The sequence below is a fragment of the Novosphingobium sp. KA1 genome (assembly GCF_017309955.1).
Taxonomy (GTDB): Bacteria; Pseudomonadota; Alphaproteobacteria; order Sphingomonadales; family Sphingomonadaceae; genus Novosphingobium.
Genome location: NZ_CP021247.1, coordinates 1,206,690 through 1,230,561, shown reverse-complemented (window position 1 = coordinate 1,230,561; position 23,872 = coordinate 1,206,690). Strand labels below are relative to the sequence as shown.

Here is a 23,872-nt window from a genome sequence, read left to right as displayed (position 1 = left end):
AGAGGATAACGAAAATGAGCTTTCCCTGGGCCAAGCAGTACACGCCAAGCCACCCCTTCATGCAGTGGATGGATGAAAAGCTTCCCATCCCCCGCCTCGTCTACAACGCGGTCGGTGGCGGCTACGAGGTCCCACGCAACCTCAACTATTTCTGGAACTTCGGTTTCCTTGCGGGGCTTTGCCTCGTGCTGCAGATCGTCACCGGTGTCGTCATGGCCATGCACTATGCGGCCAACACCGCCGTGGCCTTCGACACCATCGAGCAGACCATGCGCGACGTGAACTGGGGCTGGCTGATGCGCTATGCCCATGCCAACGGCGCCTCGGCCTTCTTTGTGGTCATCTACATCCACATCTTCCGCGGCTTCTTCTACGGTTCGTACAAGGCCCCGCGCGAGATGGTGTGGCTCCTGGGCGTGGTGATCTTCCTCTTGATGATGGCCACCGCTTTCATGGGCTACGTGCTGCCGTGGGGCCAGATGAGCTTCTGGGGCGCCAAGGTCATCACCGGCCTGTTCAGCGCCATTCCCTTCATCGGCGAGCCGCTCCAGCAGTGGCTGCTCGGCGGTTTCGCGCCGGACAACGCCGCGCTCAACCGCTTCTTCTCGCTCCACTTCCTGCTGCCCTTCGTGATCCTGGGCGTGGTGATCCTGCACATCTGGGCCCTGCACATTCCCGGCTCGTCGAACCCGACCGGCGTCGAGGTGAAGAGCAAGAGCGACACGGTTCCCTTCTATCCCTACTACGTCGCCAAGGACGGCTGGGCGATCGGCGCTTTTGCGATCCTGTTCTGCGCGGCGGTGTTCTTCTTCCCGAACTACCTCGGCCACCCGGACAACTACATTCCGGCCAACCCGATGAGCACGCCGGCACACATCGTCCCCGAATGGTACTTCTGGCCATTCTACGCGATCCTGCGCGCCTTCACCCAGGACTTCCTGTTCATCCCGGCCAAGCTGATGGGCGTGCTGGCGATGTTCGGCGCGATCATCGTGTGGTTCTTCCTGCCCTGGCTGGACAAGTCGCCGGTGCGTTCGGGGGCCTACCGCCCGCTCTACCGCAAGTTCTTCTGGATCCTGGTGCTGGACATGCTGGTGCTGTTCAAGTGCGGCGGCGCCCCGGCGGCGGAGCCCTACGTCATGATCAGCCAGCTTGCGGCGCTCTACTACTTCGCGCACTTCCTGATCATCATCCCGATCGTCTCGGCCATCGAGAAGCCGGATCCGCTGCCCTTCTCCATCACCGAGGCCGTTCTCGGCGCGGATGAAGAAGCCAAGCTCGCTCCCGCCGCCGCGCCGGAAGCCTGATCAACAGCTGGAACGAAAGACGAAAGACATGGCACGCATTCTCTCGATCCTCGTCGGGCTGTTCTTCACGGTGGCTCTGGCCTGGTCCTTCGGTGTGGGGTTCTACACCTGGGCCACCGAGCCGCCGGCGCCCACCGCCGAGCATGAATTCCACATCAAGCCCGAGGAATTCCATTTCGCCAGCGATGGGCCCTTCGGCAAGTTCGATCGCCAGCAGCTCCAGCGCGGCTTCCAGGTTTACAAGGAAGTCTGCTCGGTCTGCCACGCGCTGCGCCACGTTGCCTTCCGCGATCTTGCCGCGCTCGGCTACAACGAGGCGGAAGTGAAGGCGATCGCCAAGGGTTTCCAGGTTCCGGTCTACAACCCGGCGACCGGTGAAGTGGCGACGCGCGAAGGCACGGCGACCGATTACTTCCCGCCGGTGGTCTATGGCGGCCAGGGCAGCCCGCCGGATCTCTCGCTGATCGCCAAGGCCCGCGAGGAAGGTCCGCAATATGTCCGCTCGCTGCTCAACGGCTATCGCGACCAGCCGGCCGAGCTTCTGAAGCAGTTCCCGGATTCCAGGACTCCGGACGGCCTGCACTACAACCCGTACTTCGCGAACCTCAATCTCGCGATGCCGCCGCCGCTGACCGCCGATGGCCAGGTGACCTATTCGGATGGTACCAAGGCGACCAAGGAGCAGATGGCAACCGATGTGGCCGCCTTCCTGATCTGGACCGCCGAACCCAAACTGGAGAAGCGCAGGCAGACCGGTTGGGCGGTGCTGGGTTTCCTGCTCTTCGCTACCGTGCTGGGCTACATGTCCTACCGGAACATCTGGGCCGGCAAGAAGCACTGACGGCCCGGCCGCGCCATCAAATCGAAGGCCCCGCCTCCCCTTGGGACGGCGGGGCCTTTTGTTTGTCACGTATAGGGGGTAGGGGCCGGGGCCATGACACTCGATGAGATCAAGGCGATCGTCCGCACCGTTCCGGACTTTCCCAAGCCCGGCATCCTGTTCCGCGACGTGACAACGCTGGTCGGCAACGGACCAGGTTTTGCCGCTGCGGTCGAACTGATGGCCGAGCGGGCCCGTGCCGTCGGGGCCGAGGCCATCGCCGGGATCGAGGCGCGGGGCTTCATCTTCGGCGCCGCGATTGCCTCACGCCTGGGCTTGGGCTTTGTCTCGGTGCGCAAGCCGGGCAAGCTGCCGGTACCGGTGCTCGCCATCGATTACGCACTGGAATACGGTACCGACACGCTGGAGGTCGATCCCGAGGCGGTGGCGGAGGGGCAGCATGTCGTCCTGGTCGACGATCTGCTGGCGACCGGGGGCACGGCGCTGGCGGCAGTCGAACTGCTGCGCAAGGCGGGCGCACGGGTTGACCATGCGCTGTTCGCCATCGATCTGTTTGAACTGGGCGGCGGCGAACGGCTGAAGCGAGCGGGTGTCGCGGCCGATGGGCTGCTCGCCTTCGAGGGCCACTGACCCTCATTCACGAAATTTCACAAGAGAAGCGTTGACGAGCCGCCGCTTCTCGTGGCAAGCGCCTGCCTCTGGCGGCGCAAGCCCCATCGGCAGGTTCCGAGCGGGCGGGTATAGCTTAGTGGTAAAGCTCCAGCCTTCCAAGCTGGCTATGCGGGTTCGATTCCCGCTACCCGCTCCAGCCGCCCTTTACGACATCCTGGTTTTACTCCGGCGGCAGGGCCGCGGCAGTGATCACCATGCGCCCGAGGAACACCGGCTTGTCCGCACCGACCACGATTGGCTGGCCGGGCTGCGGGAGTGTGTCCTTGCGCTCCAGTCCGGGGGCAATGCCGTAAGCCAGCGAAGAGGATGCGGCGATGGCGGCGGCGGTCTGGAACAGGCGGAACATCCGGAAAAGCCCTTTGCGAACTGGCGACGTCTTTCCTTGTGAGGGGCAGCTGTCGCAGGGCTATGTTCGGTCCGCATCACTTTGTGTAAAAGTGTCTCCGTCCCGCGACCATGGCGAAAGCGCCTCGCAGTTTCAGTCGGCCTTGAGGCGATAATATGTTTTGGTGCGGCTTTCATTTACGAAACTGGGCATAGTGACGGGATGAATTCCAGCGCCTGGGCGGAATTCCGTGCGAATGCACGAAGTGTCGTTTTCCGATTGAGCATAATCCTGTAAGCGTTCGTTCCGTAAATCGTGTGGAGGATCGCCTTGGACAGTCAGGAGCCGCTTTTGCAGCCGCTGCGTATCGGTGAAAGGATGCCGCGTTTCGTGGCACGCAGCACGCAAGGGCCCTTCGATCTTGATGCCTATCGCGGGGAGTGGCTGATCCTGTTTTCCCACCCCGCCGACTTCACCCCTGTCTGCACCAGCGAAGTGCTGGCGCTTGCGCGTGCGGCGCCGCGATTCGAGGCGCTGGGCTGTCGACTGGCCGGGCTTTCTGTCGATAGCCTCTATTCGCATCTCGCCTGGATTCGCCTCATGCGAGACACGACGGGAGTGGCGATCAATTTCCCCATCATCGAGGATCCGACGATGGAGATCGCCCGGGGGTTCGGCATGGTCGGGGCGGGCGCGCATGATTCCGCGACGGTGCGGATGACCTATTTCATCGATCCGGACGGGGTGCTGCAGGCGCTCAACAGCTATCCGCTGACGGTCGGGCGTTCGATCCCGGAAATGCTGCGGCTGCTGACCGCGCTGCAAGGCGTGGGTGAGGGCGCGGGGCTGGCGCCGGCGGACTGGCAGCCGGGAGACGCCTTGTGGCCGGTTCCCGCCGAGACGGCGGAAGCAGCGCTGGCCAGCGCAGGGCCCGCAACCTGGTTCTACGCCCCTCAAGACAAGGGCCGCTGACATGGGGGCGCAAGGCGTACCGCCAGGCGGGGAGAGAATGGCGCTCGAACACATCGCCGAATTGCTGAGGGCGCTTGCCCATCCGCTGCGTTTGCAGATTCTGGATGCAGTATGCGAAGCGGAACTGTCGGTTGGGGAGATCGAGGAGGTCACGGGCATTGGCCAGCCGGGCCTTTCGCAGCAGCTGGCCGTGCTGCGGAAGGCGGAGCTGGTGGTGACCCAGCGGACCGGCAAGCAGGTGTTCTACCGCGTCGATGGTGAGCGCATGCAGGCACTCGCGCACTATCTCGGAGGGCGGCTGGGAGGCGCCGGTCCGGCGCTTCCAGCCGGTGGCGACTCGGCGGTGGCAGGCGAGACGGCGGTCACCGTGAGGGGCGGCGCGGCAGGCTTTGCGCGGGTCCTGAGGTGATCCAGACGGCGGACCACCCGTCCCACGCCGCCTAGCAGAGTGCGCGAACCTCGATCCGCGAATCACACAGGACAAGCGGTGCAGGGCGGTGCGAAACGAGGACAAGGCCCGTTTCCGACTGTGCCAGCCAAGAGGACAGGGCCGTTACCAGCGCCGCTTCCGTCTGTCCGTCAAGCCCTTCGGTCGGTTCGTCCAGCAGCAGCCAGGGGCGATTTGCCAGCAGCGCGCGCGCGAGCGACAGGCGTTTGCGTTCGCCGCCTGACAGGATTCCGCCTGCCTCGCCGATGGGGGTGGCAAGGCCGTGTTCGCTGCGTGCGACGCGGTCCTTGAGCTGGGCCACATCGAGCGCGGCCCACATTTCCGCCTCGCTCACGCCGGGGCGGGCCAGTCGCAGGTTGTCGGCGATCGTGCCGATCAGTAGCGGCGCATCCTGCGGCGCCAGCGCGAACTGGGCGGAAAGGCGGCGCGCCGCGCACTGGTCGACCGGGGTGCCGTCCACGCTCAGCGGTACGGTTGACGCGCGCATTCCTGCCAGGGCCAGCAGCACCCGGGTCTTGCCCGAGCCGGAAGGGCCCGTGAGGGCGATTCGCGAGCGTGCGGGAAAGTCGTGATGGCCGATGCCTAGCATCGCGGGCGGTGCCGATTCCTGCGGAGCCAGCACCGGGTCGAGCGCGTTGATCGCGGCAATCCGGTTCAGTCCGGCGTGGAGCGAGGCGCGGCGCAGCAGGCTGCGGGCAAAACCTCCCATGGCCTCGACCGCGGCGGCGGTTGCCAGCATGGCCAGTGCGACAATCGGGGCAGGCGCTGTTGCGAGCAGCAGGAGACCTGCCATCGCGAGGGCGCCGTAGAGTGTCATAAGCCCGCCTTGCAGCGCTTCGGCGCGAAACAGCGCGCTGCGGGCGCGATCGAGCTTGCGGGCCAGCGGCTCCAGCTCTCCGAACGCTCTTTCCGCGAGCCCGTAAGCGGTGATTTCGGCGCGCGAGGCGGCAAGCTCGATGTATCGGCTGCGCAAGTCGCCAAGCGCTTCGGCGGCCTGTTGTGCCGGTGCCCGGGTGAGTGCTGCCGAGATGCGGCCGAACAGCAGCGGCAGCAGGCCTAGCGCGGCCAGGAGGAACAGCAGGGCGGGAAGACCGGCAAGGCTTGCCGCGACGAGTCCCACGGCCGCCGACACAAGCGCCGCGTGGCGCGCCGGCTCACGGATGACGAGGTCTTCCAGCGCGGCGACATCGTCGATGAGGCGGGAGGCGGCCTCGCCAGGAGAAGCATCGGCAGCCTTGCGGCTGTCTTGTGCGGCCAGTTTGTCGAACAGCGATCCGCGCAGGTCCGCCATGCTTTCGAGGGCGACCTTGTGCGAGAGCAGCCGTTCTCCATAACGGGCCAGCGTGCGCACGATCGCCATCAGGCGAATGAGGGCGCTCGGGATCAGGTAGTTGAAGGCGGCCACGGCGAGGGTGCCTGCCGACCCGGCCAGGGCTGCTCCGGTCAGGAACCACCCCGAAACCCCCAGGAGGCCGATCGCCGCCACGGTCGCAAATCCGGCGCAGAGGCTGGCGAAGAGCAGCCGCCGGCGGGGCAGGCCGGCAATGGCGAGAGGATTTTCGGACGAGGCGGAAACGGAGGCGTTCACAGCGCGATCTCCTGCCGGGCGGCGGCGGTCATGGCGGGGTCATGGGTGGCCACGAGGATGCAGCGGCGACGTGACAGGTCGCTCAGCAGGGCGACGATGGCGGCGGCGGAGGCGGTGTCGAGGTCGGCGGTGGGCTCGTCGCAGAGCAGCAGTGGACGGTCCGAGAGGATCGCGCGGGCGAGGCCGATGCGGCGCCGCTCGCCGCCAGAGAGACCTGAGCCGTTATGGTCGATCGCCATGTCGAGGCCGCCGCGCCGGGCCAGCATGGCGCCGAGGCCGACACGTTCGGCCACCGCGAGGATCTCCTCGCGGGGGGCATCGGGGGCCGCCAGCGCCAGGTTTTCGCCCAGCGTTCCCGTCAGCAGCAGCGGCCGCTGGGCGGCCCAGGCGATCTGGCTGCTGACCAGCGGGGCACCGACCCGGTCGCATATCTGCCCGGAGTTGGGGGCGACCTGTCCGGCGATGGCGGCCAGCGTGCTGGTCTTGCCGCTGCCGGTGGGGCCGGTCAGCGCGACAAGGTCGTGACGGGACAGGCTGAAATCGAGGGGGCCGACGCTGATGCCGGGGAAGGCCAATGTCAGGTCCGCGACGCGCAGGCCGCTGAAAGGGGCGGGGGCGTTGCCCGGAAGGGGGCTGGCCGGCAAGGCATCGCGCAGCGGCTCGAGCGCCGTTTCGGCGGCCTCGCCCAGCTGCTTCTCGTGATAGGCGGCGGCGAGGCGGCGCATCGGCAGGTAGAATTCCGGGGCCATGGCCAGAACAAAAAAGGCGGGCACCAGCGTCAGCGTTTCCGGCGCGCGGAACGGCAGCAGGCCGAGCAGCGAGAAACCGCAATAGACCGCCACCAGCGCGATCGAGAGCGCGGAGAAGAACTCCAGCACGGCGTTGGAGAGGAAGGCGGCGCGCAGGACGGAAACCGTGCGGTCCGCAACTTCGTGGGTGGCATCGCGGACCTGGCGCGAGATGCGGGCTTCGGCGCCGAAATGGCGGATCAGCGGGAGATGCGTGAGACGGTCGACAAACAGGCCGGACAGTGCGGCGAGGGCTGCCAGTTGCCGCTCGGACGCCCGGCGCGCGGCGGTGCCGGCAAGGATCGAGCCCAGCACGAAGGGCAGCAGCGTTGCCAGCATGATCAGCGCGGCGACCCAGCTTGCGGGGGCGACGATCGCCGCCACCACCAGCGGGCCGATCACGGCATTGAGCCGCACAGGCGAAAAACGGACGTCGCGATTCTCGATCGCCATGGTATGGTCCAAGGCAAGTGTGGCGCTTTCTCCGATGCTTAGCGGCTTTGAAAGGCGCGATCCAAGGAGGGAAGTCCACAAGCCGCGACGGCGCTCGCGGCTGTTTGCCTGCGCGGCAGCCACGGCGTGGCGGTCAAGAGCGAAGGCGGAAATGGCGCGCAGGCACGCCCCTCCCAGGATGAGCGCGGCCGGTGCGAGCAGCGGGGCCTGCGTCGCGACGTGTCCAACGCCGCTGGCGAGACCCCAGGAGAGGACGGCGGCCCCGGCAATATCAAGCAGCCAGGGTACAGCCAATTTGACATAGATCAAATTAAAGAAACCATGTAAGTATCGTTTGACAGCCCTCTTGGGCGGGCCTAACGCGACCCTACGAAACCAACCTGCCCGAGGCAACCTCTCTCTCCCTCTCGGGCCGCTAAAAAGGCGGGATTCGACATGATCGACATGGCAGTTGTTGAATTGTCCCGGCTACAGTTCGCCCTCACGGCGCTGTACCATTTTCTCTTTGTACCCTTGACCCTCGGGCTTTCCTTCATTCTCGTAATTATGGAAAGTGTTTATGTGATTACGGACCGTCCCATCTGGCGGGACGTGACCCGTTTCTGGGGCAAGCTTTTCGGCATCAATTTTGTCCTCGGCGTGGCCACCGGCCTCACCATGGAGTTCGAGTTCGGCACCAACTGGGCCTACTACTCGCACTACGTCGGCGACATCTTCGGCGCTCCGCTGGCGATCGAGGGCCTGATGGCCTTCTTCCTCGAGGCGACTTTCGTGGGCCTGATGTTCTTCGGCTGGGACCGGCTTTCCAAGCGCGGCCACTTGCTGACGACCTTCATGGTTGCGCTCGGCTCGAATCTGTCGGCGCTCTGGATTCTCGTCGCCAACGGCTGGATGCAGCATCCTGCGGGTGCGGTGTTCAACCCCGAGACGATGCGCATGGAAGTCTCGAACTTCAAGGACGTGATCTTCAATCCGGTCGCGCAGGCGAAGTTCGTGCATACCGTGAGCGCAGGCTATGTCTGCGCCAGCCTCTTTGTGCTGGGTGTCTCGGCCTATTACCTGCTGCGTGGACGTCATCTGGAGCTTGCCAAGCGCAGCTTCACGGTGGCGGCGGCCTTCGGCCTTGCCTCCTCGCTCTCGGTCGTCGTGCTGGGTGACGAAAGCGGTTATGCCGTTTCCGACAACCAGAAGATGAAGATGGCGGCGATGGAGGCCATGTGGGAGACCGAAAAGGCTCCTGCCGGGCTCACGCTGGTCGGCTTGCCGTCGAACGAGAAGCACGAGACCGCTTACGAGATCCAGGTCCCCTATGTTCTCGGCCTGATCGCCACGCGCAGTCTGTCGGGCGAAGTGACCGGCATCATCCCGCTGGTCGAGCGCGCCGAACAGCGCATGCGCACCGGTATCGTTGCCTATGACGCGGTCGAGAAGCTCAAGGTCAACCGTAACGACCTTGCCGCGCGCGAAGCATGGGAGCGCAACAAGGACGATCTCGGTTACGCCCTGCTGCTCAAGCGCTTTGTCGCCGATCCGCGCCTGGCCGACGAGGCGACCATCACCAAGGCAGCCTGGACCACGGTTCCCAACGTGCCCGCGCTGTTCTGGATGTTCCGCGTGATGGCGGGGCTGGGCTTCTTCTTCATCGCCTTCTTCGCCACCGCTTTCGCCTTCTCGGTGCGCCGCCGGTTCAACGCCAGGTGGTTCCTGCGCGCCGCGGTGCTGGTCATGCCGCTGCCGTGGATCGCGATCGAAGTGGGCTGGCTGGTTGCCGAACTCGGGCGTCAGCCCTGGGCGGTGGACGGGGTGCTGCCGACGTTCCTGGCCGCATCGAGCCTGACCGTGCCGCAGATCTGGACCACCATCATCGGGTTCACGCTGCTCTATGGCACCATGGCGGTGATCGAGGTGAAGCTGATGCTGGCGACGATCCGCAAGGGTCCGGAAGTCTACGAGGGCCATGAAGGCGCGCCGGTTCGCGAACGCGCACCTGCCAGCACCTTCACTGCCATCCCGGCCGAGTAAGCAGGAGGCAAGAATGTCCATTCCCTTCGACTATGAAACGATGCGGGTGATCTGGTGGCTGCTGATGGGCGTGCTGCTCATCGGCTTCGCCCTCACCGACGGTTTCGACCTGGGCTCGGCTTCGCTCCTGCCCTTCGTCGGCCGCAGCGATGCCGAGCGCCGCATGGTGATCAATGCCATCGGTCCGACCTGGGAAGGCAACCAGGTCTGGTTCATCCTGGGTGGCGGCGCGATCTTCGCGGCATGGCCTTACGTCTATGCCGTCAGCTTCTCGGGCTTCTACATCGCGATGTTCCTGGTGCTGGCGGCCTTCATCCTGCGGCCCGTGGGCTTCAAGTACCGTTCGAAGAAGCCCGATCCGGCCTGGCGTTCGCGCTGGGACTGGGCGCTGTTTGTCGGCGGTTTCCTGCCTTCGCTCGTGTTCGGTGTGGCGGTCGGCAACGTGCTGCTGGGCGTACCCTTCCGGCTCGATAGCGACATGCGCAGCTTCTACGAAGGCACGCTGCTGGGCCTGTTCACGCCCTTCGCGCTGCTCTGCGGCGTGGTGTCGGTGGCGATGATCGTGCTGCACGGTGCCGGCTGGCTGACGCTCAAGCTCGAGCAGGGGCCGGCGCGTGACCGTGCGCAGCGTTATGGCCAGGTCGCGGCGCTGGTGGCCTTTGTGCTCTACGCCCTTGGCGGCGTCTGGCTGGCGATGGGCGATCTTGGCTACCAGTTGGTCGGCGCCGTCGATCCGCAAGGGCCGTCGAACCCGCGCTTTGCCGAAAGCGCCCACGTTGCCGGAGCATGGCTGGCCAATTACGCCGCCCATCCCTGGATGATCCTGGCCCCGGCGCTGGGCCTGGCCGGGCCGCTGGTGGCACTGGCGGGCATTCGCGGGCGCAAGGACACGCTGGTCTTTGCGGGCTCCTCGCTGGCGAACCTGGGCATCATCGCCTCGGTCGGCCTGTCGATGTTCCCCTTCATCCTGCCCAGTTCGATCGATGCGCGCTCCAGCCTGCTGGTGTGGAACGCCTCGTCCAGCCACACGACTCTGTTCATCATGCTGCTGGTGACGGTGATCTTCCTGCCGCTGGTGCTGACCTACACGGCCTGGGCCTACAAGGTCATGTTCGGCCGCGTGACCGAGCGTGAAGTGGGCATGAATCCCGACTTCTATTGAGGAACCGACTATGTGGTACTTTTCCTGGATCCTTGGCGTCGGCCTGGCGGTCGGCTTCGGTATCATCAACGGGGTGTGGCACGAGTTCCACACCGATCCGGCCGAAGAGAAGACGGTCCTCGACTGACGTCATGACAGCGGCGGCGCTCCACCAGGGAGTGCCGCCGTTTTCCTATCGGCGCGCCAGCCCATCCATGCACCAGGTCCGGGGCGATGCCGCAAGCGCCAGATGAGTCCGGAAAACGTGCCGAAAAATGTGGCTACGCTCCCGGCTTCCCCCGTCAATCGACCACGAGGTAGTAGTTCGCCAGATACTGGCCGCCGTTGTGGACCTCGATCCGGTAGCGCTGGGTGAACAGCGGCACCCAGTTGCAGGCCGGACCGTCCTTGCCGGACTGGCAGACGATACGCTTGTCGCCGTCGGTCACGCGCAGGCTGACGGGCTTGCCGCCTTGCGTGGCGACCGAGACGCTGGCCTTACGGCCGGAGAGGAACACCTGTTCGAAACTATCGCTCTGGCCGGCCGGGACTTTGCCGAGCCGGTAGCCGGGGCCGAGCGGGCTGCCGCGCAGCGGCGAACCGGCGGGGGCGACGGTGCTGCGCCATTCGGGCACGGGGTCGGCGCCGGTCCAGCCATCCAGCGGATGGGCGCCGGACCGATCGATCACGCCGAGCGCGCGGGCCAGGGTCTCGCTGTCGCCGCCGTCGCGGGCGGCCTGCGCCTGGGCCAGTGCCTCCGCCACGCGCTGTCCGCTAGTGGGGGCGGCGGCATAGGCGCTGGGCGCTAGTGACGTCATGGCGGCAACGCTGCCCATCAGGCTGCCCACCAGTCTGCCCATCAGGCTGACGGCCAGACAATCGCCAACAGGCAGGCAGAAACGCAGGTAACCGGTCTTGCTCACGGGCTATCGCCTGGCTTGCGGGGCTACCTTGAAGCAGGCGCCGCGCGTGGAGGGCAGGAGGGTGATTTCAAGCTGGTGGCGCTCGGCAATCGCCCGGCACAGCGCCAGCCCGAGGCCCGCGCCGTCCTGCGTTCCGGGCTCGCTGCCGCGGGCGAATTTGTCAAATATCTTTTCGCGATCGGCCAGGGGTACACCGGGACCGTCGTCGCAGACCGTCAGGCTGGGGCCGGGCGCGAGCCGAAGTTCGACGGTGCCGCCGACCGGTACGAACTTGAAGGCATTGTCGAGCAGGTTGGTGATGAGGCGGGTGATCTGCATTTCCTCCCCCTCGATCATGACGTCGGGGGCGATCGCCAGTTTCAGGGTGTGGCCCGATTCCTCCGCGCTGTCCGCGTAGAGTTCGCCGAGCCGGAGCGCGAGGGCACTGAGATCGACGGGGGCAAGGCCGTGGCGGTCGCCGCGGCGGGCCTGGCTGGCGGCAATGTCCAGCAGCGATTCGAGCATGCGCACGATGTGGCGGATCTCCTGCCTGGCATCGGCGATCCGCGCCGCGGTTTCCGCCTCCGGTGCGGCGGCCAGTGCCTTTACCAGCCGGTTGTCGAGATGCATCAGCGGGGTGCGCATCTCGTGGGCAAGCTGATCGGTCGTCTCGCGCTGGGCGCCCGCGAGGCGGCCCAGCCGGGCCAGTGCTTCGCTGGAATGGCGGGTCAGTTCGTCGATCTCGTCACGGTCGAGCGAGCCCTTTTCAAGCCGGGCCAGCGCTTCGTCGTCGGGATGGCGGAAGGCGGCATTGATGCGCTCGATCCGCGTGCGCAGCCGGTGCGCGGCGGTCATCCCGATCAGCGCCACCGCCAGCGTCGCCAGCAGGCCGCCGGTCACGTAGACCAGCGCCACTTGCCGGCGCAGCGCGTGGATGTCGTGGTCCTCGTGGGCTACCAGCAGCCTGAGGTCCGGGCCAAGCTGGGTGGCACGCGCAAAGGCGCTGCCGCCACCGGGAAGGGCAATCGGACCCGATTCCGAAACCCCGGCATGAAGCCCGGGCCACTGGCGCAGGTCGCCCGCCAGGCGCCGACCTGCCGTGTCGGCCAGCAGGTAATGCGCCAGCTGGCCGTCGCGCGGTTGCAGGGCGAGGCGATCGGCGATCCGCCGCGCCAGTTCCTCGCGTCCGCCGCTGGCGTGGATATCGACCATGCCGGCAAGATCGAGGTCGACCGCACGTTCCAGCGCGATCTGGTTGGTATTGCGGATGGTCGCGTCGGTCAGCAGCCAGAGACAGGCGGTGATGGCGGCGGCAATGATGATTGCCCAGAGCACGGTCCGCGCGAAGATCGAGCGGTGGAAGCGGGTCGGCGGCGAGGTGGACTGGTGCGGCACGCGCTTATCGGCGGCCGTCGAGCAGGCGATAGCCCGAGCCCCAGATGGTTTCGAGGGCAGGCCCGTCGAAGCCTTCCTCCAGTTTGCGGCGCAGACGGCCGATGTTGACGTCCACCACGTTGGTCTGCGGGTCGAAGTTCATCTTCCACACGTCGCGCAGCAGCATCTCGCGGGTCAGGACTTCACCGGCATTTTCCATGAAGTAGCGGAACAGCTCGAATTCCTTGGGGCTGAGCGCAAGGTGGCGGTTCTCGCGAAAGGCGGTGCGGGCCTTCACATGGCATTCGAAGGCGCCGTAGAGGATCACCGCGCTATGCGTGCGGCCCGAGGCCCGCCGGTGCAGCGCGCGCAGGCGGGCGAGCAGTTCCTCGGCCTCGAAGGGCTTGGCCAGATAGTCGTCGGCACCGCCATCGAGCCCTTCGGCGCGGTCGGAGCTGCGCCCAAGCGCGGAGAGCATCAGCACCGGCGTGCCGACCCCCGATTCGCGCAGGCGTTCGAGGATCGTCAGTCCCTCCAGATCGGGCAGCATGCGGTCGAGGATGATGACGTCGAAACGCTCCACCCCGGCGAGCTTGAGCCCGTCCTGCCCATTGGCCGCCCAGGTCAGTGCCAGGCCTGCTGTTTCGACGACTTCGCGCACCTGCCGGGCGGCGCGGGCATCGTCTTCGATGTAGAGGATGCGTGCGGCGCTCATGATCCCGTGCGCCGTGCCTGTGATGCCGAATTGCCTGTCAAAACCTGAGCCCCGTGATGACGGGGCCCCGGCATGGGCCGGGCCCCCGATCAGATAGCCATTGGCGGATGGGATTTCCGCTGACAATGCCTGTTATAGCACGAAATTTCAGGATGTTACTTCGCTGGTGGGGCTGCTGCCGAGGCGTTTTCGGGAAGCCCGCCGAGCTGGCTGACCAGCTTGGTATAGGCATCGAGGTAGGCGAGCACGATGATCTGGCCGATCTGGGTGTTCTGGTAGCCACCCCCGCCGACGCCGCCGAAGGTGCCCCCGAAGAAGCCGCCGCCGCCCGCGCCGAAGCTGACGTCGGACTTGCGGGCATAGCCCTCTGTCAGCGCCTCCTCGACCGTGGTGCGCGAATTGACGATCGAGAGGGTGACGTTGGCCTCGCCCTTCTTGATGTTGAGTCCGCCGGCGATCGCGCCGACGCCGTGGCCGAACAGACCGCCCACCCCGCCCAGCACGCCGCCGATGCCGCCGCCGCCGGAATTGTTGTTGGTCGAGACGATGTCCGGCTGGAGGAAGTAGTCCGCTGCCTTGATCTGGCCCTTGCCGATGTTGGAGCCGCCCTGCAGCTCGCCTTGTTCGGCCAGCGCGCGTTCCATCGCGCTGTTCTGGAGCGAGCGGCCGCGATTGACGAGGGTGAAGCAGCGCGACTGCTGCACGAAGACGCGCAGGATCGCCTCGGGACTGCCGAGGTTGAACTCGCGCCACCACTGGTTGTCAGGCTCGATGATGGCGACGGTGCCGAGATTTTTGCGGCAGACGGGAATCTGCCGGGTGCCATTGTCCTGGGCCTTGCGGGCCGATGACCGGTCTTCCGCAAAAGCTGCAGGAGCACTTGCCACGATGGCAAGCGCGGCGAGCGCGCATGCGAACGTTTTCATCGTTCTGGTCCCTCCGTTACGCCGCTCGGGCAATTGCCGCTGCGGCGATCTGGTCTCCGGCCGGTACACGGCCGGTATTTGGCCGTTTCACTGGAATAGTGTCGGCGCCAGACCTTAAGATGGAATCGATTGTGGGCAAATGACTAATTCTGTCAGATTCGATCCTTGAGGCCGGTGTCCATGCACCGAAGGGAGCATCAGCGCGGGGCGACCGCCATGTTGTCGATCAGGCGGGCCTTGCCGATCCGGGCGGCAACCAGCAGCCGCATCGGCCGGTCGGAGCGGGCATCGAGCAGGGCGAGATCGTCCGCGTCGCGCAGCTCGGCATAGTCGAGCGAGGCGAACCCACCGGAAAGCAGGGCCTTTTCGAGGTCCGCGAGCGCATCGGCAACGCGGGTGTCGCTTTCGATGGCGGCGATGGCGGCCTTCATCGCGGTGGGCAGGGTGACTGCGGCGGCGCGCTGCTCGGCGGTGAGGTAGGCATTGCGCGAGGACCGGGCGAGGCCGTCCGTCTCGCGCACGGTCTCGACGCCGATGATGGCACCGGCATGCGGCTGGGTCAGGTCGAGGTCACGTGCCATGCGGCGGATCACCGCGAGCTGCTGCCAGTCCTTGTCGCCGAACAGGGCGACGTCGGGCAGCACCTGGTGGAACAGCTTGCACACGACCGTGGCAACGCCGTCGAAATGGCCGGGGCGGGCGGCGCCGCACAGGCCTTCGGACACACCCGTCACCGAGATGTTGGTGGCAAAGCCCTGCGGGTACATTGCCTCCACGGTGGGCGCCCAGATCAGCGCCACGCCTTCGGGTTCCAGCAGGGCGCTGTCGCGCTCCAGCTGGCGCGGATAGGCGTCGAGATCCTCGTTGGCGCCGAACTGCAGCGGGTTCACGAAGATCGAGACGACCACGTGATCGGCGTGCTTGCGGGCCTCGCGCACCAGCGTCAAATGGCCTTCATGAAGCGCGCCCATGGTCGGCACCAGCGCCACGGTCCCGGTCTCTCGCAAGGTCGCGACGGCACGCCGCAGTGGATCAAGGCTGTGGACGGTTTGCATTGGGGGTGGCTGCTCCGTTAGAATGGACTTGACCGGTTCTCGCGCCCGCCCTTAGCGCCGGCGTGCCCCGGGCGGCAATTGATATCCGCTTCCGGTGGAAGCAGATCGGTATTCGCCAGTCAGGCAGGACCGGCGGCAACAGGGAAAGCGACAGGGTCCGTGACAACGCATCGCATCGTCTTCGCCAATGAAAAGGGCGGCACCGGCAAGTCCACGACGGCGGTCCATGTCGCCATCGCACTGGCCTATCAGGGCGCCAAGGTGGCCGCGATCGATCTCGATCCGCGCCAGCGCACGCTCTACCGCTATCTCGAGAACCGCATGGAGACCGAGCGCCAGCGCGAGATCGCGCTGCCCGGTGCCCGTTTCGCGGTCTACGACGGCGAGGATATCGACGAACTCGACGATCTTGCCGAGCAGATCGCCGAGGGCTACGATTTCCTGATCTTCGACACCCCCGGCCGCGACGACCAGTTCGCGCGCCACGTCGCCGCCACCGCCGACACGCTGGTGACGCCGCTCAACGACAGCTTTGTCGACTTCGACCTGATCGGCCAGGTGGAGAGCGATACCTTCCGGGTGAAGAAGCTCTCGTTCTATGCCGAACTCATGTGGGAAACCCGCAAGAAGCGCGGCCTCAAGACGATCAACGAAGGCCGCCGCGAACTGGACTGGGTGGTGGTGCGCAACCGTGTCCAGCACGTCGAGGCCAAGAACATGCGTCGCCTCGAAGGCGCGCTCAAGGAACTGTCGAAGCGCGTGGGCTTCCGCATCTCGCCGGGGCTTTCGGAACGCGTCATCTTCCGCGAGCTGTTCCCCTCGGGGCTGACCCTTCTCGACAAGGGCCACCTTGGCGAACTGGGCACCAGCCATCTGGTCGCCCGCCAGGAACTGCGCGGCCTCGTGGCCGGGCTTAACCTGCCGATGCCCGCGCGCCGCGAAGCGCAGCTCGCACTGAGCGACGAGGGCTGACGCTGCCGCCATGAAGCTGATCTGGCTCATCGCGCTGGGCTGCATTGCCTGCAAGATGCTGACGGGCCGCTGGCCTTGGAACTATCTGGGCTACGACTGGCCGGCGTCCGGGCGGCGCAAGCAGGGGGGCTTTGCCCGGATCCACGCCGAGGCGCAGGCGCGGGCTCTGCTGGGCCTGTCCGAAGGCGCCAGCCGCGAGGCGATCCTCGAGGCGCATCGCCGGCGGGTGGTCCAGGTCCATCCCGATCGCGGCGGCTCGAACGAGAAAGTCCACGAGGCCAATGCCGCGCGCGACCTGCTGATCGGCGCGCTGGATCAGGACACAGGATCCTGAGCGGCAGCGTACAGCGCGGTGAACTGCAGGGCTACCGCATCGACCCGACGATCCTGCGCGAATACGACATTCGCGGTGTGGTCGGCGAGAAGCCGGGAGGCAACCTTGGAGCCGGGGATGCCCGTGCCATCGGCCGCAGCTTCGCTACGCTGGTGCGGGCGCAAGGCGGCGGCAAGGTCGTGGTCGGGCGCGATGGCCGGCTCAGTTCGCCGATACTGGAAGCGGCTCTGGTCGAAGGGCTGACCGCCAGCGGCGTCGACGTCGTGCGGATCGGGATTTCGAGCAGCCCGATGCTCTATTTCGCCGAACTGTCAGCCGAAGATGTGCAGGGCGGCATTCAGATAACTGGCAGCCACAATCCCGCCGATCAGAATGGCTTCAAGATGGTAATGGCGGGTCGGCCCTTTTACGGGGCGGCGATCCAGCGGCTGGGGGAACTGGCCGCCGCCGGGGAATGGAGCCGCGGTGCCGGCCGCGTCGAAGACCGCAGCGTCATCGATGCCTATGTCGAGGGCATGCTGGGCGCACTTGCCGACTTGCCCGCCGACCGTCTTGCGGCGCTGAAGATCGGTTGGGATGCGGGTAACGGTGCCGCCGGTCCCGTGCTGGAACGATTGACCGCGCGATTGCCTGGCGAGCATCATCTTCTCCACACCGACGTTGACGGGACCTTCCCCAACCATCACCCGGATCCGAGCGAGGAGGCCAATCTTGCAGACCTGCGCGCGCTCGTCGCGGCGAAGAAGCTCGATTTCGGAGTGGCCTTCGATGGTGACGCCGATCGTATCGGGGTGATCGACGGGCAGGGGCGGGCATTGGCCGGGGATCAGTTGCTGCTGATCTATGCCGAGGATGTCTTACGCAAAAACCCGGGGGCGCGGGTGATCGCCGACGTGAAGGCCTCGCGCGTGCTGTTCGATCGGGTCGCGGCGCTGGGCGGGGTGCCGGACATGTGGAAGACCGGGCATGCGCTGATCAAGTCCAGAATGAAGCAGACCGGCGCCGTGCTGGCGGGTGAGATGACCGGGCACATGTTCTTCGCGGACGACTATCACGGCTTCGACGATGCCTTCTACGCGGCGCTGCGCCTGATGGCGGCCATCTTGCGGCTGGATCGCAGCGTCGCCGAGTTCCATGACGCCATGCCGCAACTTGTCTCCACGCCCGAACTGCGCTTCGCGGTTGGGGAAAGCCGCAAGTTCGCGGCCGTCGAGGAAGTGCGGGGACGACTGGCCGAGGCGGGCGCCGAGGTGGTCGCGGTCGACGGAGTGCGGGTGACGACGGCGGACGGCTGGTGGCTGCTGCGTGCGTCGAACACCCAGGCCATGCTGGTCGCACGGGCGGAAAGCGAAACGCCCGAAGGTCTGGCCCGGCTGGTCGGCGAGATCGACCGGCAACTCGCGGCCTCGGGGCTGTCGCGCTGATCGCACGCGACGATGACGTCAGGTCAGGGGAGGGCCAGCGCGGCGATGCCGATCCCGGCGGCGCTGGCGATGAGCGGCAAGGCCGCGGCCCGCCCCTGCTGCCATCCCGCCAGGCTGATCGATAAACCTGCCTTGAACAGGGTGTTGAGCGCGACGGGAACGGCCAGGACCAGTCCTGCCGTTCGCGCGTCGAGCGACTGTCCGGCAAGACCGCCCATAGTGATGATCGCGGAATCGACATCGACGCTTCCCGATATCGCCAGCACGACCGCAAGGCCGCGTTCCCCGAAGGTGTTCAGAACCCAGAGCGAGGCGACCGTCAGGACCATGACGAGGCCGGCCAGCACCAGCGCCGGTCCGATGTCGAAGGGATTGCGCACCGGCATGTCGCTCGCTGCCGGGGTGGGCGCCGGCGGTGCGGGCAATTGGAGGGCCGGAGATGGGAAGGCTGGAGATGGGGAGGCTGTAGATGGGGAGGCTGGCGCGGCCTTGCGGGTGCGGTGCAGCAACAAGGCCGCAGCGACCAGCGCGATCACCAGGCCCGGGACGACCAGCCGTGCGAACGTCGGCAAGGCGGCGGGGGCGAGGGCACTTGCCAGTAGCAGGACACGCACGAACATGATGGCCGAGGCGCAGGCGATCCCTGCCGGCAGCGCCGCATCGGCGTCGCCGGCCTGTTTCATCCGGCTGGCGAGCGAGGCGGTCACCGCGGTCGAGGAGACCAGCGATCCGGCGGCGGCGGTGGCGATCACGCCGCGCGTGGCACCCAGCAGGCGGGCGGCAAAATAGCCGGCGAAGGAGAAGCCGGAGACCAGCACGACGATCAGCCACAGCTTGCGGGGGTTCCAGGCCTGATAGGGGCCGAACGGCTGGTCCGGCAGGAGCGGCAGGATGACCAGCGCGATCAGCGCGAAGCGGGCGATCGACAGCACTTCGCGCTGGCTCAGCCGGTCGATCCAGCCATGGAGCTGATCGCGCAAGGTCAGCAGCAGCACCATCACCACGGCAATGGCCGTGCCGGTCAGCCGCTGGCCGAGGCCGACATAGAAGCCACTCGCCAGGGTCAGCAGTGCGACCAGGGCGCCGGTGCCGCTGACCGTCGCATTGATCCGGCTGTCCTTGAGATAGCCGATCAGCACAAGCAGCGCGGCGGCGGCAAGGACGACCGTGGACGGCCCGGGGGCCTGGATAAAAAGCTGACCGGAAATGCCGCCGCTCAGGCCCATCAGCGCGAATGTGCGCACGCCTGCAAAGCGGGTGCCGGCAGCCTGTTCGCGCAGTACCCAGCCGCGCTGGATGCCGACCAGCAGACCCAGCGCCAGCGATACGGCCAGCAGGGCGAGATGGGATTGGGCAAGATCGGTCGGCATGATCGGTCGGCGGGGGCCTTGCCTTTCGTGACACGGAAACGGTCATCGTGGCGGCAACGGGCGGCCCAGGCAACTCTTCGTTTCGGCGGGCTTTTCTCGGCGTGCGGGCTATGCTCCAAGGGACGGGTGATGGTTGTGAGACAAACCTGGCGATGACACCCGCGCTGCCCGCCGAGATTGCCGCTTGGTTCGCCGCGCGTGGCTGGCGCGTGCGGCGCCACCAGGCCGAGATGCTGGCGGCCTCCGATCGCGGCAACCACGTGCTGCTGGTCGCCGATACCGGTGCGGGCAAGACGCTGGCGGGGTTCCTGCCGACGCTGGCCGATTTCTGTCCCTCGCGGCTGGACGGTGGCTCGCCGCCCGAGGGCCTGCACACCATCTACGTCTCGCCGCTCAAGGCGCTGGCGCACGATGTGCAGCGCAACCTCTTGGCGCCGGTCGAGGAGATGGGCCTGCCGGTCCGCATCGAGACGCGCAGCGGCGATACCCCGTCCGACCGCAAGGCCCGCCAGCGCGCACGGCCTCCGCATGTCCTGCTGACGACGCCGGAATCGCTTTCGCTGCTGTTGACCTATCCCGAGGCGGGAGAGCTGTTCTCAGGGCTCAAGCGGATCGTCGTCGACGAGATCCACGCTTTCGCCACCGGCAAGCGCGGCGATCTGCTGGCCCTGTCGATGGCGCGGTTGCAGGCCTTGTCGCCGGGGCTCCGGCGGGTGGGACTGTCGGCGACCCTTGCCGATCCCGACGGGTTCCGCGGCTGGCTGGCGCCCTGGGGCGACATCGAGGCGGTGGAACTGGTCGAGGGCGAGGAGGGGGCCGAACCCGACGTCTCGATCCTGCTGCCGCAGCAGGAACGTATCCCATGGAGCGGTCATGCCGCGACCTGGGCGATCCCGCAGCTCATCGCGCAGATCGCGGCGCACCGCACGACGCTGATCTTCACCAACACCCGCTTCCTGGCCGAATATATCTTCCAGGAACTCTGGAACGCCAACGAGGACAACCTGCCGATCGGCATCCATCACGGCTCGCTGTCCCGGGAAGCGCGGCGCAAGGTGGAAGGCGCGATGGCCGAGGGGCGGCTTAGGGCGCTCGTGTGTACCGCCAGCCTCGATCTAGGTGTCGATTGGGGGGACATCGATCTGGTGGTGCAGATGGGGGCGCCCAAGGGCTCCTCGCGCCTGCTCCAGCGCATCGGGCGTGCCAATCACCGGCTGGACCAGCCGAGCAAGGCCATGCTGGTGCCGGGCAACCGCTTCGAGTTTCTCGAGGCTTTCGCCGCGCAGGAAGCGCTCCGCGAGGGGCAGCGCGACGGGGAACCGTTCCGACCGGGCGGTCTCGACGTCCTGGCGCAGCATGTGATGGGAAGCGCCTGTGCGGGGCCGTTCCGGGAAGCGGAACTGGCGGCGCAAGTGCGGTCCTGCTCGGCCTATGCCTGGGTGGACGACGCCAGATTCGCGCGGGTCCTCGAATTCGTCGCGACCGGGGGCTACGCCCTGCGCTCCTATGACCGGTTCCGGCGCATCGTGCGGGAAAAGGACGGTGCATTGGGCTGGCGCTGGCGGCTCACCCATCCCGAACACGCCGCCCGTCACCGCCTCAATGCCGGGATCATCGTGGATGCCGAGATGCTGGAGGTGCGCTTCCGCAATGGCCGCTCGCTGGGCAAGGTCGAGGAAGGTTTCGGTGCCAGCCTGAAGGCGGGCGATACCTTCCGCTTTGCGGGCATGGACCTGGAGGTCGAGGCGCTGCGGGAACTGGAACTGATCGTGCGGGCCGCCAGACGCTCGGCAACGATCCCCAGCTACATGGGCCAGCGCATGCCGATCTCGACCCATCTTGCCGACCGGGTAAGGGCGATGCTGTGCGATCGCGCGGGCTGGGCGCGGTTCCCGGACGACGTGCGCGAATGGCTGGAAGTGCAGGACTGGCGTTCGCACCTGCCGGCACCGGGACGGTTGCTGGTGGAGAGCTTCCCGCATCAGGGCTGCGCCTATACCACGTATTATACGTTCGAGGGCTGGCCGGCGAACCAGTCGCTCGGCATGCTGATTACCCGGCGCATGGAAGAGCGCGGGCTGGGGCCGCTCGGCTTTGTCGCCACCGACTATGCGCTGGTGGTATGGGGGCTGCGGCCGGTGGAGGACCCCGCCGCGCTGCTCTCGCCCGATATCCTGACCCACGAATTTGTCGACTGGGTTGAGCAGTCCTACCTGCTGCGCCGTGCCTTTCGGGAGGTGGCGGTGATTTCCGGTCTTGTCGAGCGCCAGCAGCCCGGCACCCGCAAGTCGGGCCGGCAGGTCACGTTCTCGACTGACCTGATCTACGACGTGCTGTGCAAGTACGAGCCGGATCACCTGTTGATCGAGGCGGCCTGGGCAGATGCCCGCGCGCGCATGACCGACGTTGCCCGTGTCGCCGATGTGCTTGATCGGGCGGCCAGGGAGGTGGACCATGTCCGTCTGGACCGGATCAGCCCGCTGTCGGTGCCGGCCCTGTCGATGATCGGGCGCGAATCGCTGCCGGCAGGATCGGCGGACGAGGATCTGCTGATGGAGGCGGAGAGCCTGGCCTCGCTGGCGATGCGGGTCGATCCGCCCGCCAGCAAGGACTGAGCGTCTTGCAACGGCCGGCTATTGTTCGAAGTGGCCGAAACGATCGTTGTCGACGAAGCCGAAATTGGTCACCCCCGATGCCTTGATGGCGGCGAGCACTTGTGCGGCGCGGTCGTAGCTGGCGCCGGCGTCGGGCCGGAAACGGAGTTGCGGTTCGGTCGGCATCCGGGTGGTGCTGTAGAGCAGTTTGGCCAGGTCGGCGCTTTCCACCGCCTCGCCGTTCCAGCGTATCGTTCCATTGGCGTCGAGAGAGACGGTGTTCTGCAGCGGCTGCACCACCTGGGTGGTCAGGCCCGAAGGCAGGTCGATGGGAACAGAGTTGGTGGCAACCGGGATGGTGATCACGAACATGATCAGCAGCACCAGCATGACATCGATCAGCGGGGTGGTGTTGATGGTGCTGATCGGGGTTTCTGAAACGGCCTCTCCAGTGGTCAAAGTCCTCTCTATCGGGTCTTTTCCGCACTGGCATGAGATCTAACGCGAAACCGTCAGGGCTCCAAGTGAACATCCTGTCCGCGCGCCGACTTGGAGGCGGCCACGGATCGCGGACATAGAAAGCGCACATAGAAAAAGGGGCGGATTTCTCCGCCCCTTCCCTGGTCCCGAAGGTCCTGTTCGCGCTTTCGGCTTACTTGCCGAAGGTGCTGAACTGTTCGTTGCCGACGAAGCCGAACTTGGTCACGTTCGCAGCCTTGATGAGCTGGAGAACCTGAGCCGAAAGTTCGTACGACGCCTGCGGTTCCGGCTGGTACTGCAGTTCGGGCTCGACCTTGTAGGTCAGCGACTGCGCCAGCAGGTTCTGCAGGGTGCCCTGGTCGACGGCATTGCCGTTCCACAGGATCCGCGCATCCGCGGTGAGCACGATCTTGTTCTTGATCGGGTCCACCGGCGGCGGGTTGTTCGTCGGAGGGGTTGCAACCGGCAGGTCGATGTCGATCGAGTTGGTCGCAACCGGAATGGTGATGATGAACATGATGAGGAGAACGAGCATGACGTCGATCAACGGCGTCGTGTTCATTTCCATCATCGGCGCGCCATCATCCTTGCCGCCTGACATTGCCATGGAATGTTACTCCTTCTCGAACGTCAGGCGTTCGGGTCGACCGGGTTGGAGATGAAGCCAACCGTCGGGTAACCCGCAATCTGAACGTTGTAGATCGCGCCGGCCACGCAACGCCACGGGGCGTTCACGTCACCACGGATGTGGACCTGCGGGACCAGATCCGGGTTGTCCTTCAGGGCTTCCGGACCACCAGCACGCTTCACGATAGCGTCGAGACGCTTGAAGGCCTGGTCGTAGAGTTCCTTGGAGGTAACCGGCGTGATGTTGTTGAAGTAAACGCGGCATTCGCCATTGCGCGAAGCGCCCTGGTAGCCGGGTTGACCCGCGCTGAGACCCGCATCGTCGGTGGTCGTGACAGTGAGGAGGAGGTTCTCCACCTTGTCCTTCGATTCTTCCGACTTGATGATGGGGATCTTCAGCTTTTCGATCGTCTGGATCGCGACCGGGACCGCGATCAGGAAGATGATCAGAAGCACCAGCATGACGTCGACGAGCGGCGTCGTGTTGATGTCGGACATCGGTGTTTCGGCACCGCCTCCGCCCGAGGATATCGCCATAGTCT

The 23,872-nt window shown here is 66.2% G+C and carries 24 protein-coding genes and 1 tRNA gene; 13 read left to right on the top strand and 12 right to left on the bottom strand.

What is annotated here, in order from left to right:
• The first annotated feature begins 14 nt into the window (after nucleotides 1–14).
• The 4 genes from CA833_RS06145 to CA833_RS06130 all read left to right on the top strand — a co-directional run bounded on the left by CA833_RS06145 (nucleotide 15) and on the right by CA833_RS06130 (nucleotide 2,956).
• Nucleotides 15–1,307, top strand: coding sequence for a cytochrome b N-terminal domain-containing protein (locus CA833_RS06145; protein WP_142636770.1), 1,293 nt, complete (start codon nucleotides 15–17; stop codon nucleotides 1,305–1,307).
• 28 nt (nucleotides 1,308–1,335) lie between these two features.
• Complete coding sequence (locus CA833_RS06140; protein ID WP_207079543.1) at nucleotides 1,336–2,148, top strand: cytochrome c1; 813 nt, start codon at nucleotides 1,336–1,338, stop codon at nucleotides 2,146–2,148.
• A gap of 93 nt (nucleotides 2,149–2,241) precedes the next feature.
• Nucleotides 2,242–2,778 carry an adenine phosphoribosyltransferase gene (locus CA833_RS06135; protein ID WP_142636774.1) on the top strand — a complete coding sequence of 179 codons (537 nt, stop codon included), beginning with the start codon at nucleotides 2,242–2,244 and terminating at the stop codon, nucleotides 2,776–2,778.
• Between the two features lie 104 nt (nucleotides 2,779–2,882).
• Nucleotides 2,883–2,956 (top strand) — tRNA-Gly (locus tag CA833_RS06130).
• 24 nt (nucleotides 2,957–2,980) lie between these two features.
• Here CA833_RS06130 and CA833_RS06125 read toward each other — a convergent pair.
• Nucleotides 2,981–3,166: a hypothetical protein gene (locus CA833_RS06125; protein ID WP_207079542.1), complete on the bottom strand. Its 186-nt coding sequence runs from the start codon at nucleotides 3,164–3,166 to the stop codon at nucleotides 2,981–2,983.
• 357 nt (nucleotides 3,167–3,523) lie between these two features.
• Between CA833_RS06125 and CA833_RS06120 the strand changes: the two genes are divergently transcribed.
• Both CA833_RS06120 and CA833_RS06115 read left to right on the top strand, forming a co-directional pair.
• Complete coding sequence (locus tag CA833_RS06120; RefSeq protein ID WP_207079975.1) at nucleotides 3,524–4,117, top strand: peroxiredoxin; 594 nt, start codon at nucleotides 3,524–3,526, stop codon at nucleotides 4,115–4,117.
• A gap of 37 nt (nucleotides 4,118–4,154) precedes the next feature.
• Nucleotides 4,155–4,526 carry a helix-turn-helix transcriptional regulator gene (locus CA833_RS06115; protein ID WP_142636778.1) on the top strand — a complete coding sequence of 124 codons (372 nt, stop codon included), beginning with the start codon at nucleotides 4,155–4,157 and terminating at the stop codon, nucleotides 4,524–4,526.
• A 31-nt stretch (nucleotides 4,527–4,557) separates the two neighbouring features.
• Here CA833_RS06115 and CA833_RS06110 read toward each other — a convergent pair whose 3' ends face one another.
• The gene (locus CA833_RS06110) at nucleotides 4,558–6,153 is read right to left on the bottom strand and encodes an amino acid ABC transporter ATP-binding/permease protein (RefSeq protein WP_242526295.1); all 1,596 of its coding nucleotides are present in this window, start codon (nucleotides 6,151–6,153) and stop codon (nucleotides 4,558–4,560) included.
• Complete coding sequence (locus tag CA833_RS06105) at nucleotides 6,150–7,394, bottom strand: ABC transporter ATP-binding protein/permease (RefSeq protein WP_242526294.1); 1,245 nt, start codon at nucleotides 7,392–7,394, stop codon at nucleotides 6,150–6,152. Before CA833_RS06105 ends, CA833_RS06110 begins: the two co-directional genes overlap by 4 nt.
• Before the next feature lie 435 nt (nucleotides 7,395–7,829).
• Between CA833_RS06105 and CA833_RS06100 the strand changes: the two genes are divergently transcribed.
• Genes CA833_RS06100 through cydX form a run of 3 tightly spaced genes read left to right on the top strand, consistent with a single transcriptional unit; the run spans nucleotide 7,830 to nucleotide 10,705 of the window.
• Nucleotides 7,830–9,416 carry a cytochrome ubiquinol oxidase subunit I gene (locus CA833_RS06100; protein WP_142636782.1) on the top strand — a complete coding sequence of 529 codons (1,587 nt, stop codon included), beginning with the start codon at nucleotides 7,830–7,832 and terminating at the stop codon, nucleotides 9,414–9,416.
• Nucleotides 9,417–9,429: 13 nt separating this feature from the next.
• Complete coding sequence (gene cydB, locus CA833_RS06095; protein WP_142636784.1) at nucleotides 9,430–10,578, top strand: cytochrome d ubiquinol oxidase subunit II; 1,149 nt, start codon at nucleotides 9,430–9,432, stop codon at nucleotides 10,576–10,578.
• Between the two features lie 10 nt (nucleotides 10,579–10,588).
• Nucleotides 10,589–10,705, top strand: coding sequence for a cytochrome bd-I oxidase subunit CydX (cydX, locus tag CA833_RS06090; RefSeq protein ID WP_142636787.1), 117 nt, complete (start codon nucleotides 10,589–10,591; stop codon nucleotides 10,703–10,705).
• A gap of 154 nt (nucleotides 10,706–10,859) precedes the next feature.
• Here the strand turns inward: cydX and CA833_RS06085 are convergent, their stop codons facing one another.
• From CA833_RS06085 to panC, 5 genes are all read right to left on the bottom strand, one after another.
• Nucleotides 10,860–11,480 (bottom strand): hypothetical protein, encoded by a 621-nt coding sequence (locus CA833_RS06085; protein WP_242526293.1) that lies wholly within the window; start codon nucleotides 11,478–11,480, stop codon nucleotides 10,860–10,862.
• 3 nt (nucleotides 11,481–11,483) lie between these two features.
• Nucleotides 11,484–12,854, bottom strand: a complete 1,371-nt coding sequence (locus CA833_RS06080; RefSeq protein ID WP_207079540.1) for a sensor histidine kinase KdpD — start codon at nucleotides 12,852–12,854, stop codon at nucleotides 11,484–11,486.
• A 4-nt stretch (nucleotides 12,855–12,858) separates the two neighbouring features.
• On the bottom strand, nucleotides 12,859–13,548 hold the full coding sequence (locus CA833_RS06075) for a response regulator transcription factor (RefSeq protein WP_207079539.1): 690 nt from the start codon (nucleotides 13,546–13,548) through the stop codon (nucleotides 12,859–12,861).
• 155 nt (nucleotides 13,549–13,703) lie between these two features.
• A complete protein-coding gene (locus CA833_RS06070) occupies nucleotides 13,704–14,474 on the bottom strand; it encodes a CsgG/HfaB family protein (RefSeq protein ID WP_142636791.1) in 771 nt (256 codons plus the stop codon).
• A 197-nt stretch (nucleotides 14,475–14,671) separates the two neighbouring features.
• The gene (gene panC / locus CA833_RS06065) at nucleotides 14,672–15,529 is read right to left on the bottom strand and encodes a pantoate--beta-alanine ligase (protein WP_207079538.1); all 858 of its coding nucleotides are present in this window, start codon (nucleotides 15,527–15,529) and stop codon (nucleotides 14,672–14,674) included.
• 159 nt (nucleotides 15,530–15,688) lie between these two features.
• Between panC and CA833_RS06060 the strand changes: the two genes are divergently transcribed.
• From CA833_RS06060 to pgmG, 3 genes are read left to right on the top strand one after another with little or no spacing between them, the layout of a single operon-like run.
• On the top strand, nucleotides 15,689–16,501 hold the full coding sequence (locus CA833_RS06060; protein ID WP_142636796.1) for a division plane positioning ATPase MipZ: 813 nt from the start codon (nucleotides 15,689–15,691) through the stop codon (nucleotides 16,499–16,501).
• Nucleotides 16,502–16,511: 10 nt separating this feature from the next.
• Nucleotides 16,512–16,835 carry a molecular chaperone DnaJ gene (locus CA833_RS06055; RefSeq protein ID WP_142636798.1) on the top strand — a complete coding sequence of 108 codons (324 nt, stop codon included), beginning with the start codon at nucleotides 16,512–16,514 and terminating at the stop codon, nucleotides 16,833–16,835.
• A gap of 23 nt (nucleotides 16,836–16,858) precedes the next feature.
• A complete protein-coding gene (gene pgmG, locus CA833_RS06050; protein ID WP_207079971.1) occupies nucleotides 16,859–18,259 on the top strand; it encodes a phosphoglucomutase/phosphomannomutase PgmG in 1,401 nt (466 codons plus the stop codon).
• Nucleotides 18,260–18,282: 23 nt separating this feature from the next.
• On the opposite strand, the gene CA833_RS06045 is transcribed toward pgmG, so the two are convergent.
• Nucleotides 18,283–19,629: a DUF4010 domain-containing protein gene (locus CA833_RS06045; protein WP_207079537.1), complete on the bottom strand. Its 1,347-nt coding sequence runs from the start codon at nucleotides 19,627–19,629 to the stop codon at nucleotides 18,283–18,285.
• 152 nt (nucleotides 19,630–19,781) lie between these two features.
• Between CA833_RS06045 and CA833_RS06040 the strand changes: the two genes are divergently transcribed.
• Nucleotides 19,782–22,244, top strand: coding sequence for a ligase-associated DNA damage response DEXH box helicase (locus tag CA833_RS06040; RefSeq protein ID WP_207079536.1), 2,463 nt, complete (start codon nucleotides 19,782–19,784; stop codon nucleotides 22,242–22,244).
• Between the two features lie 18 nt (nucleotides 22,245–22,262).
• Here the strand turns inward: CA833_RS06040 and CA833_RS06035 are convergent, their stop codons facing one another.
• From CA833_RS06035 to CA833_RS06025, 3 genes are all read right to left on the bottom strand, one after another.
• Nucleotides 22,263–22,682: a biopolymer transporter ExbD gene (locus tag CA833_RS06035; RefSeq protein WP_255535874.1), complete on the bottom strand. Its 420-nt coding sequence runs from the start codon at nucleotides 22,680–22,682 to the stop codon at nucleotides 22,263–22,265.
• A gap of 193 nt (nucleotides 22,683–22,875) precedes the next feature.
• Nucleotides 22,876–23,310 carry a biopolymer transporter ExbD gene (locus CA833_RS06030; RefSeq protein WP_142636806.1) on the bottom strand — a complete coding sequence of 145 codons (435 nt, stop codon included), beginning with the start codon at nucleotides 23,308–23,310 and terminating at the stop codon, nucleotides 22,876–22,878.
• Between the two features lie 23 nt (nucleotides 23,311–23,333).
• Nucleotides 23,334–23,867 (bottom strand): biopolymer transporter ExbD, encoded by a 534-nt coding sequence (locus CA833_RS06025; protein ID WP_185928641.1) that lies wholly within the window; start codon nucleotides 23,865–23,867, stop codon nucleotides 23,334–23,336.
• Between the last annotated feature and the right edge of the window lie 5 nt (nucleotides 23,868–23,872).